This is a genomic window from Actinotalea sp. (assembly GCF_041597215.1).
Taxonomy (GTDB): domain Bacteria; phylum Actinomycetota; class Actinomycetes; order Actinomycetales; family Cellulomonadaceae; genus Actinotalea.
In genome coordinates, this window is record NZ_JBFHHB010000122.1 from 1 (window position 1) to 9,326 (window position 9,326).

General features: G+C 74.4%; 11 protein-coding genes. 2 read left to right on the forward strand and 9 right to left on the reverse strand.

The window, feature by feature from the left end; translation table 11 throughout:
- Nucleotides 1-62: 62 nt before the first annotated feature.
- The 8 genes from rpmF to ABWK99_RS09860 form a co-directional block, all read right to left on the reverse strand.
- Nucleotides 63-260, reverse strand: a complete 198-nt coding sequence (rpmF, locus tag ABWK99_RS09825; protein ID WP_372594521.1) for a 50S ribosomal protein L32 — start codon at nt 258-260, stop codon at nt 63-65.
- Between the two features lie 2 nt (nt 261-262).
- Nucleotides 263-838 carry a DUF177 domain-containing protein gene (locus ABWK99_RS09830; RefSeq protein ID WP_372594522.1) on the reverse strand — a complete coding sequence of 192 codons (576 nt, stop codon included), beginning with the start codon at nt 836-838 and terminating at the stop codon, nt 263-265.
- A 110-nt stretch (nt 839-948) separates the two neighbouring features.
- A complete protein-coding gene (locus tag ABWK99_RS09835; protein ID WP_372594523.1) occupies nt 949-1,413 on the reverse strand; it encodes a hypothetical protein in 465 nt (154 codons plus the stop codon).
- On the reverse strand, nt 1,406-1,924 hold the full coding sequence (gene coaD, locus ABWK99_RS09840; RefSeq protein ID WP_372594524.1) for a pantetheine-phosphate adenylyltransferase: 519 nt from the start codon (nt 1,922-1,924) through the stop codon (nt 1,406-1,408). The genes ABWK99_RS09835 and coaD overlap by 8 nt, the downstream gene beginning before the upstream one ends.
- Nucleotides 1,925-1,934: 10 nt before the next feature.
- Complete coding sequence (gene rsmD / locus ABWK99_RS09845) at nt 1,935-2,492, reverse strand: 16S rRNA (guanine(966)-N(2))-methyltransferase RsmD (RefSeq protein ID WP_372594525.1); 558 nt, start codon at nt 2,490-2,492, stop codon at nt 1,935-1,937.
- Nucleotides 2,489-4,177, reverse strand: coding sequence for a DUF6297 family protein (locus ABWK99_RS09850; protein WP_372594526.1), 1,689 nt, complete (start codon nt 4,175-4,177; stop codon nt 2,489-2,491). The genes rsmD and ABWK99_RS09850 overlap by 4 nt, the downstream gene beginning before the upstream one ends.
- Nucleotides 4,174-4,848, reverse strand: coding sequence for an ATP-binding cassette domain-containing protein (locus ABWK99_RS09855; protein WP_372594530.1), 675 nt, complete (start codon nt 4,846-4,848; stop codon nt 4,174-4,176). Before ABWK99_RS09855 ends, ABWK99_RS09850 begins: the two co-directional genes overlap by 4 nt.
- A 170-nt stretch (nt 4,849-5,018) precedes the next feature.
- Nucleotides 5,019-7,274 (reverse strand): ATP-dependent DNA helicase RecG, encoded by a 2,256-nt coding sequence (locus ABWK99_RS09860; protein ID WP_372594527.1) that lies wholly within the window; start codon nt 7,272-7,274, stop codon nt 5,019-5,021.
- A gap of 164 nt (nt 7,275-7,438) precedes the next feature.
- On the opposite strand from ABWK99_RS09860, the gene rpmB reads away from it, so the two are divergent.
- Nucleotides 7,439-7,630 (forward strand): 50S ribosomal protein L28, encoded by a 192-nt coding sequence (rpmB, locus tag ABWK99_RS09865; RefSeq protein WP_372594528.1) that lies wholly within the window; start codon nt 7,439-7,441, stop codon nt 7,628-7,630.
- 139 nt (nt 7,631-7,769) lie between these two features.
- Nucleotides 7,770-8,291, forward strand: coding sequence for an N-acetyltransferase family protein (locus ABWK99_RS09870; RefSeq protein WP_372594529.1), 522 nt, complete (start codon nt 7,770-7,772; stop codon nt 8,289-8,291).
- Between the two features lie 14 nt (nt 8,292-8,305).
- On the opposite strand, the gene ABWK99_RS09875 is transcribed toward ABWK99_RS09870, so the two are convergent.
- Entirely contained in the window at nt 8,306-9,259 is a 954-nt protein-coding gene (locus ABWK99_RS09875) for a thiamine-phosphate kinase (protein WP_372594531.1), read from the reverse strand.
- Between the last annotated feature and the right edge of the window lie 67 nt (nt 9,260-9,326).

A 9,326-nucleotide genomic window follows, 5' to 3' on the forward strand; every position in this document is an offset into this window, starting at 1 on the left:
CCGAGCTCCTCGGCAAGACGGTTGGCGGGTGCGGCAGAAGGACCACCGCCGGCGCTCACGACTCAGCTGGCCTCGTGCTCGGTGCGGATCGCCTCGGCGTACTGACGGCCGTTGTAGGCACCGCACGACGGGCACGCCATGTGCGGGAGCTTGTTGCCCTGGCAGCGCGGGCAGGTCGTGAGGGTCGCTGCGGTCGTCTTCCACTGCGACCGACGCGCACGGGTGTTGCTGCGCGACATCTTGCGCTTCGGAACAGCCACGGCTAGCTCTCTTTCGGTTCGTCGAACAGGCTGGTCAGCTCGGACCATCGCGAATCGATGACCTCGTGCTGGTGCCCGGCGTTCTCAGGATCCGCCAGCCGTGCGCCGCACTGCGGGCACAGACCGGGGCACTCCGGAGAGCAGACCGGACGGAACGGGAGTGCTGGCACCACCGCATCACGCAACGCGGGCTCGAGGTCGATCAGATCGCCCTCGAGCTCACGCAGATCCTCCTCGTCGTCGCCGTCCTCGACAGCGACCTGGGCCCGTTCGGGATACACGTAGAGCTCCTGGATCGGGACCTCGATCTCGCCGAGGATCTCGTCCAGGCACCGCACGCACTCACCAACGGTCCCGCCCCGGACGGATCCGGAGACCAGGATCCCCTCCATGACGGCCTCGAGTCGACAGTCGAGCTCGAGATCGCTTCCGGCGGGGATGCCGATCACAGCAGTACCGAGATCCTCCGGCGCTGGCACCGTGCGGGTGACCGTTCGCATCGTTCCCGGTCGTCGTCCGAGCTCGTGGGTGTCGAGCACGAAGGGCGAACGGGGATCGAGGTCGATCGGGCGCTCCACGGTCAAGTCCAATGCTGAGGGATCCGGTCCGCGCCATGAGCGGCAGGGCCGACGCACAATGCTACGGCATCGGGACCCGTCACCCAACTCGCCCCGTCGCGGGCCGACGATCAGCGCCCGGCGTCCAGCCTCCCGGCCAGCTTGGCCCGTCCGGCCTGCACCTGCGCGACCACCCGACCGAGGTCGATCTCGAAGTCGGCGAGTCGGCGGTCGCAGTAGTCGTCCGCCTCGCGGCGCAGCTGCGCCCCGGTGGCCTCGGCCGCGGCGACGATCTCCTCGGCCCGCACCCGGGCGGCCACGACCACCTGCTCGGTGGAGACGAGCTCTGCCGCCCTCTCCCGTGCAGCGGCGACGATCTGCTCGGCCTGCGCACGCGCCTCGGCGAGCACGTCGTCGGCGTCGGCGAGCAGCTCGTCCGCCCGGCCCAGCTGGTCAGGGAGCGCCGCTCGTGCCTGTTCCACCAGGTCGAGCAGCTCCGCCCTGCTCACCAGGACCGACGAGGACATCGGCATCGCCCGTGCCTGCTGCACGGCGCGCTCGATCTCGACGAGGATCGTGGTCAGTCCCTCATCCATGCGCCCTCCCTGCCTCACGTCCGTCCTGCTCGGCCCGCTCGGCCCAGCGGGCCCTGACCACCTCGGCCACGCCCTCCGGGACGAGGTCGTCGATCGGCCCCCCGTGCCGCGCCACGTCCTTGACGAGCGAGGAGGCGATGTGGACCGCCGAACGGTCGGCGGGGAGGAAGACGGTCTCGATCCCCGTCAGGTGACGGTTCATCAGGGCCATCGGCAGCTCGGCGTCGTAGTCGGCCCCGTTCCGCAGCCCCTTGAGCAGCACGCTCGCCCCGATCGAACGGCAGTAGTCCACGAGCAGCCCGCCCACGGCCTCCACCCGGACGCCCGGCAGGTCGGCCACGGCCCGTCGGGCCAGGTCCACCCGCTCCTCGAGGGACAGCAGCGGCTGCTTGCCCGCGTTGGTCGCCACGGCGACCACGACCTCGTCGACCAGCGCCGACCCCCGACGGATCACGTCCAGGTGACCGAGCGTGATCGGGTCGAAGGATCCCGGGCAGACGGCGATGCTCACGGGCCCCAGCCTACGGCGCGGCGAACCAGAGCACGGTCTCGCCGTAGCGGCGTTCCTCCTGACGGTGCAGGGCCGTGTCGCCGTCCGGCCAGCAGGGCTCCGGGCTACGGGCCGAGCGTTCGACGACGACGACCGCCTCCGGCGCCAGGTGCGCGTGGAGCGCCGTCAGCACGTGGGCGAGGTCCTCCTCGGCGAGCTCGTACGGCGGGTCGAGGAGCACGAGGTCCAGGGCCGGCTCCGGGCGGCGACGCTGCAGGTACGGCAACGCCCGTTCGGGGACGACGGACACGCCCGGCAGGCCGAGCGCCGACACGTTGCGGCGCAGCGCGGTGACGGCGGCCTTGGCATGGTCGACGAGCACGACCGACGCCGCTCCCCTGCTCGCGGCCTCCAGCCCCAGGGCGCCGGAACCGGCGAAGAGGTCGAGCACGGCTGTCCCGTCGAGGAGCCCCAGGTGCTCGAGCCGGGAGAACAGCGCCTCACGGACCCGGTCGCTCGTCGGCCGGGTCCCGGTGGACGGGACCACGAGCGACCGCCCCCCTGCCGTCCCGGCGACGATGCGGGTCATCGCAGCGCTCCCCCTGCCGGCGCCGTCGGCGCGGCGGAGGCGTCGGTGAGTCGTTCCATGAGGGTCTTGGTGGAGGCGCTCGACCCGACCCGGGCCGCGATCACCGAGACGAGGAGCTGCGCGGTGAGCACCGCGGGCGGGACGGACCCGATGACGAGCGCGATGATCGCGGGCACCATGCCGAGCACGACGACGTCCGGTCCGCGGGCCAGCACCGCCGCGACCCCGGTGGGAAGTGCCCCCATGGGGGTGGAGACGAGGTTCCCTCCCCAGTCCGGCGCCGGCCGGTACGCGGTGCGCAGGGCCCCTCCCGCCCAGACCGGCGTGGTGAGGACACCGAGCACGAGCCACAGGGCGAGGTCGCCTCGCCACAGGCCGATCGTCCCGAAGGCGACGACCGCCCAGCCGAGCATCACGACACCGGGGACGATCAGGCGCAGGCGCCGCACCTGCTCGGCCCCGAGCGGGAGGAGCCGGTCCAGCACCGGGGCCATCTCCGCGCGGCGCGCACCCTCCCCGGTCGCGAGCATCGCGACGTACCCTCCGCCGACGATCGCGACGAGCACGCCGAGCGTCCCCGCGAGCTGCGGGGTGGTCACCACGAGAGCCGGCAGCAGGGCGGCGACGACGACCTGCACGAGGTGCCGGGGCGAGCGCACGAGGACCACGAGGTCCGCTGCGACGATCGCGGAGCCGGGTCCGCGCACGAGGCGCATCCGCCAGGACCGGCGGCGGCGCTGCTTGGCGACACGGTCGGTGAGCACCCGGCCGAGCTCGCGGGAGTCCATCGAGGCGAGCGCACCGGCGGCCTGCGCCGCGACGGAGCCGCTCTCGCGCAGGCTGCGACCCTGGATCGAACCGAGGCGGCGGTCGAGCGCGACCGCCAGCAGCAGCACGACGACGGCGCCGACCAGCAGCACGGGAAGGGGCGCGTCGGGGAGTCCGTCCATCTGCCAGCCGCCGACGACGGCGAGCACGGCGATGACGGGCGAGACGGCGACGATCACGTCACCGACGACGACGGCCAGCCGGTTGCCCCGCCACGACTGCGCGAGCCCGGCGAGCAGGACGACGCCCGCGCACACCAGGGCGGCAGCAGCGGCGATCCGCAGCACGTGCCCGATCCCGGCGTCGTCGAGCAGTCCTCCGTCGAGGATCCCCGCGACGAGGGCGCCCGCGGCGGCGGCCACGAGCGGGATGCGTCGGGACGCGGGACGGACCAGTCCGCGACGCTCGACCGGCAGCCCGAGCCACCACGTCGCCTCTGCGCCGCCCAGCCCGACGGGGCCGAGGCGTCCGGCCAGGGTGAGGACCACCCCGGCGAGCGCCACCAGCCCCACCGCGACCACCGCGGGCAGGGAGGCCCCCGTGCCGGCGGCCGCGACGGGGGCAGCGGTCGAGGTCAGCTGACCGGCGACGCCGAGGGCGAGCCCGAAGCCGATCGCGATCATGATGACCGCGTAGTACACGTCACCGAGCAGCTCGCCGACCCCGGCGCCGGAGCGCTGCCGGGCCACCGCGACGGTGTACCGACGGATCGAGCGTGCAGCGGGGAAGGCGGTGAGCTCCTCCGGGCCGACGGCTGGCTCCAGCGGGTCGCCGAGGTCCTGCGCCTCGTGCTGGAGGTCGGCGGGATCCGCCTCCCACCAGCGCTCGGGCTCCGCGCCGGCGGCGGACGCGCTCACAGGACCCCCGGCTGGAGGGCCTCGACCGCGTCGTCCACGCTCAGGGTCCCGCTGGTGTCGCCCACGAGCACGGCGCGGTCCGCGACGGCGGCGAGCAGCTGGGGGTCGTGCGTGGCGAGCAGGACGGATCCGCCGGCCACCTTCTCGGCGTTGAGCCGGTCGGCGAGGTGTCCGCGCATCGCGACGTCGAGACGCTGCTCGGGCTCGTCGAGCACCAGCAGCGAGCGCGGCCGGACGAGCCCGGCCGCCAGGAGCAGTCGCCGCCGCTGGCCCGAGGACAGCGCGGTCGGGAGCGCATGCGCGTGGTCGGCGAGGCCGAACTCCTCGAGCAGCTCGTCGACCTCCTCCTCGGCATCGGCGACGCCGTGACCGCGGGCCGTCAGGTAGAGGTGCTCGGAGACGGTCAGCGCGGGAAACCAGGCGTCGTCGTCGAGCACGCTGGCGACCTGGGCGCGGTAGGCCACCGCCCGCTCGTCGACGGCCCGCCCGAGGACCTGCACCGTCCCGGACAGCGGCTCGAGCAGGCCGAGCACCGCGCGGAGCACCGTCGACTTCCCGGCGCCGTTGGGGCCGACCAGCGCCATGATCTTGCCGGCGGGGAGCGAGAAGGAGACGGGGGCGCACACGGGGGCCCCGGCGTAGCCGACCCGCAGGTCGACGGCCCTGACCACGGGCGGGCGCTTGGCCGAGGGACGGGAGCGCGCAGGCCGACCGGACGGGGTGGACGCGGACTCGCGTGCGGGCTTGGACACGCCGACAGCCTACGCAGCGCGCGGCGCCGGTCCGACGGACCCTGCATCGGCAGGCCCGGCCGCTCCCCCACGGCTCGAGCACCGCTGCCTCAGGCCCGCTCGAGGAACTCCTCCCGGCGGGGGTCGAGCCAGGCCTCGATCGCCGCGTGCAGGGCCGGCCAGGACCCCAGGCCCGGATCGGCCGCCACGAGGGCGCGGGCGTCCTCACGGGCGGTGGCGAGGAGCTCGGCGTCGCGGACCACGCGCAGCAGTCGCAGGGAGCTCGACCTCCCCGACTGCGAGGCCCCCAGCACGTCGCCCTCGCGGCGCAGCTCCAGGTCGACGGTCGCGAGCGCGAACCCGTCGGAGGTCGCGGCGAGGGTCTGCACGCGGGTGGCGGACGGCGTGCCCTCCGCTGCCCGCGAGACGAGCAGGCACAGCCCGGGGTGGGAGCCCCGGCCGACCCGGCCGCGCAGCTGGTGCAGCTGCGACAGACCGAAGCGCTCCGCGTCCAGCACCACCATGACGCTGGCCTCGGGGACGTCCACGCCGACCTCGATGACCGTCGTCGCCACGAGGACCGGGGTGGCTCCCGAGGCGAAGCGAGCCATCACCTCGTCCTTCTCCCGAGCCCCGAGCCTCCCGTGCAGGACGCCGATCGCGACCCCCGCGAGAGCGGGGAGGCCCTCGAGCTCGGCTGCGACCTCGAGCACCGCGCGCAGCGGCGGTCGGGCGGGGGCGGACCCGTCGGTCGAGGCGGGCTCGTCCTCGTCGACGGGGACCATCTCCGAGCCGTCCTGGTCGCCGCTGTCGTCGATCCGCGCGCACACGACATAGGCGCGACGTCCGGCGTCGACCTCCTCGCGCACCCGCTGCCAGGTCCTGGCGGTCCACACGGGGTTGTCCGCGGGAACGACATGGGTGACGACGCCGGCCCGACCGGAGGGGACCTCCGTGAGCGTGGAGACCTCCAGGTCCCCGAACACGGTCATCGCCACCGTGCGCGGGATGGGCGTCGCCGTCATCACCAGCAGGTGCGGGGAGCGGTCCCCCCGGGTGCGCAGGGCGTCGCGCTGCTCCACCCCGAAGCGGTGCTGCTCGTCGACGACGACGAGGCCGAGGTCGGCGAACTGCACATGTTCGCCCAGCAGGGCGTGGGTGCCCACGACGATCCCCGCGCGCCCCGACGCGGCGTCGAGCAGCGCCTCCTTGCGGGCCGCGGCCGGCTGGGAGCCGGTGAGCAGCACGACCCTGGTCGCGTGCTCCTCCCCTCCGAGCATCCCCTCCTCCGCGAGGGTGCCGAGCAGGGCGCGCAGGGTGCGCAGGTGCTGGGTGGCGAGCACCTCCGTGGGCGCGAGCAGGGCCGCCTGACCACCGGAGTCGACCACCTGGAGCATCGCGCGCAGGGCGACGACGGTCTTCCCCGACCCGACCTCCCCCTGGAGCAGTCGCTGCATGGGGCTCGTGGCGGCGAGGTCGGTCGCGATCTGCTCCCCCACCTCGCGCTGACCGTCGGTGAGGGCGAAGGGCAGCCGGCGGTCGAAGTCGGCGAGCAGGCTGCGGCGCGCGCCAGGGGACCCGAGTCGTGCGGTCCCCGGCACGGCCGCTGCCTCTGCCCGACGCCGTGCCAGGGCGGACTGCAGCACGAAGGCCTCCTCGAAGCGCAGCCGGTGCTGTGCGCGGTACGCCTCCTTCTCGCTCGCCGGGTCGTGCACGAGGCGGAGCGCGGCGAGCAGACCCGGGAGGCCGTGCCGGGAGCGGACGTCCGGAGGGATCGGGTCGGGGACGTCGTCCTCGGTGAGCGGGTCGAGGACCGTGCGCACCGCTCGCTGGATCCGCCAGGTCGGCACGGCAGCGGACGCGGGGTACACGGGGATCGGCCTGCTGGCCGCCGCGAGCGCCGCTGCCTCCTCGTCCGCGCCGTCACCGATCAGCTGGTAGTCGGGGTGGGTGAGCTGGAGGCTGCCGCGGTACTCCCCGACGGTGCCGGTGAACAGCCCGACCCTGCCGGGACGCAACCGGTCCTCATGGGGTCGCAGCGCACCGCGACGCTTGGCGAAGAAGGTCAACGAGAGCTCCCGCGTCCCGTCGGTGACGACCGCGGCGAGCATCGCCCCGCCGCGCGAGCGCATGTCGCGGACGGTGGCCTGGCGCACCTGGGCCATCACCGTCACGTGCTCCCCCGGGAGCAGGGAGGCGAGATCGGTCAGCCTGCCCGGCTCCGCGTAGCGCCGCGGGTAGTGCCGGACGAGGTCCTCGACGGTGCGCAGCCCCAGCTTGGCCAGGGCGGCGGCGGTCCGCTCGCCCAGGACCCGGCGAAGGTCCTCCGCCAACCGACCTGGCGGCCGGTCCGGCTCCGGATCCACCTCGTACCTCCGTTCCCGGCGGCCCCGTTTGGGTCGGCGCCCGCGATCGGCTACCCTATCGAGGTTGCCCGGTCACGCCGGGCGCACCGGGAGTACGGCCGCACGGCCGCCCCGCCCCGTCCCTGCCGTCGATGACGGCGTGCTCGAATGATCAGGAGAAGAACGTGGCTGCCAACTGCGACGTCTGCGGCAAGGGCCCGAGCTTCGGGCACAGCATCTCGCACTCCCACCGCCGGACGAAGCGCCGCTGGAACCCGAACATCCAGCGCGTGCGCGCCGTCGTGGCCGGTGCCCCCAAGCGGGTCAACGCCTGCACCTCCTGCCTCAAGGCCGGCAAGGTCCAGCGCGCCGCCTGAGCAGTCCCTTCGTCGCCCGCGTGCCCGTCGGCCCGCGGGCGTCGTGCTGTCCTGACGCGGTCGGCGGTCTCGGCAGGGCAGTCACAGCAGTCTCAGCCCAGGTCTGGCGAGCCGTCCGGTCGGATGGCACTGTTGCCCCATGGTGGACGACCTGATCGACCTGAACATCCGTCCTGCTCGCGTCGAGGACGCGCGGGGGATCGCCGAGGCGCATATCGCCGCATGGCGCCAGGCCTATGCCGACGTGGTCGCCGAGAGCTACCTGGCGAACCTGGACGTCGAGGCCAGGACCGCGCAGTGGGCAGAGATCCTCGAGAACCCCGCTCCCCGGACGCGGGTCCTCGTCGCCGAGGAGGACGGGGCCGTCGCCGGGTTCGCCATGATCGGCCCGAGCCGCGACGAGGACGCCGAACTGGGCGGGCTGGAGATCTACTCGATCTACCTCCAGCCGGAGGCCTGGGGCCATGGGGTGGCCCGCGAGCTGATGCGCACCATCCTCGCCGAGGTCCCCTCGGAGGTCCCCGTGACGCTGTGGGTCCTCGCGGCGAACGCCAGGGCACGGCACTTCTACCGCCGCCACGGGTTCACCCCGGACGGCGTCGAGCGCCTCGACCCGATCGGCGAGGAGAACCACCTCGAGGTGCGCTACCGCCGGAACTGAGCGGCCGGCACGGCTCAGCGGCTGAAGTGGTCCCAGCCGAGAGCTCCGTGCGGCGGGGAACCCGCGACCAGCACCGGCGTGCCCTCGACCACCCGCACGACGCGTCCCACGGCGCGGAACGGTGCCGGCAGGTCCGTTCCCGGCGGGAAGGTCGCGAGCAGCCCGTGGTCCTCCCCTCCCGTGAGCACCCACGCCCGCGCGTCACCGCCCAGCACCCGCTCCGCCTCGGCGAGTGCTGCGAGGTCCGGGAGGAAGGACCGCTCCGGGTCGTCGAGGTCGAGCGTGACCCCTGACGCCCTCGCGATGCGCCCGGCGTCCCTCAGCAGGCCGTCGGAGACGTCGAGCATCGCCGTCGCACCTGCCCGCGCAGCAGCCGGGCCGGCCTCGATCGGGCAGACGGGTCGCCGATAGCCCTCGACGACCTCCGGCAGGTCCTCGTCCCTCCCGGCCAGCAGGGCGTCGAGGCCCGCGGCCGAGCGGCCGCGCACCCCGGCGTGGGCGACGACGTCGCCGACCCGGGCACCGCTGCGCAGCACGGGCTCCGCCCCGTCCAGGTCCCCCAGCACCGTGACGGACACCGCGAGCTCCTCGCCCGCCGAGAGGTCCCCGCCGACGACACCGATCCTCGGTCCGCAGGCGGCGGCGAGACCGTCGGCGAGCCCGAGGAGCCACGAGACAGGGAGGTCGAGCGGGCAGACGAGAGCGACGACGAGCGCCGTCGGGCGGGCCCCCATCGCGGCGATGTCCGCGAGGTTCTGCATGGCGGCGCGGTGACCGACGTCGGTCCCGGTGGACCACGCCCGCCGGAAGTGGCGACCGTCGACGAGGACATCGGTGGAGACGACGGTCCGACCGTCGGCAGCGGTGAGCACGGCGGCGTCGTCACCCGGCCCGAGGAGCGTCGACCCGCCGCGCGGGAGGCGCGGCAGGATGAGCGCGAGGACGCCGTCCTCACCCAGGTCCGCCAGGGTGGGCTCGGCGCTCGCGGGGTCGCCGTCCGTGGGGTCCTGCCGGTCGGGAGAAGCGCTGGGCGTC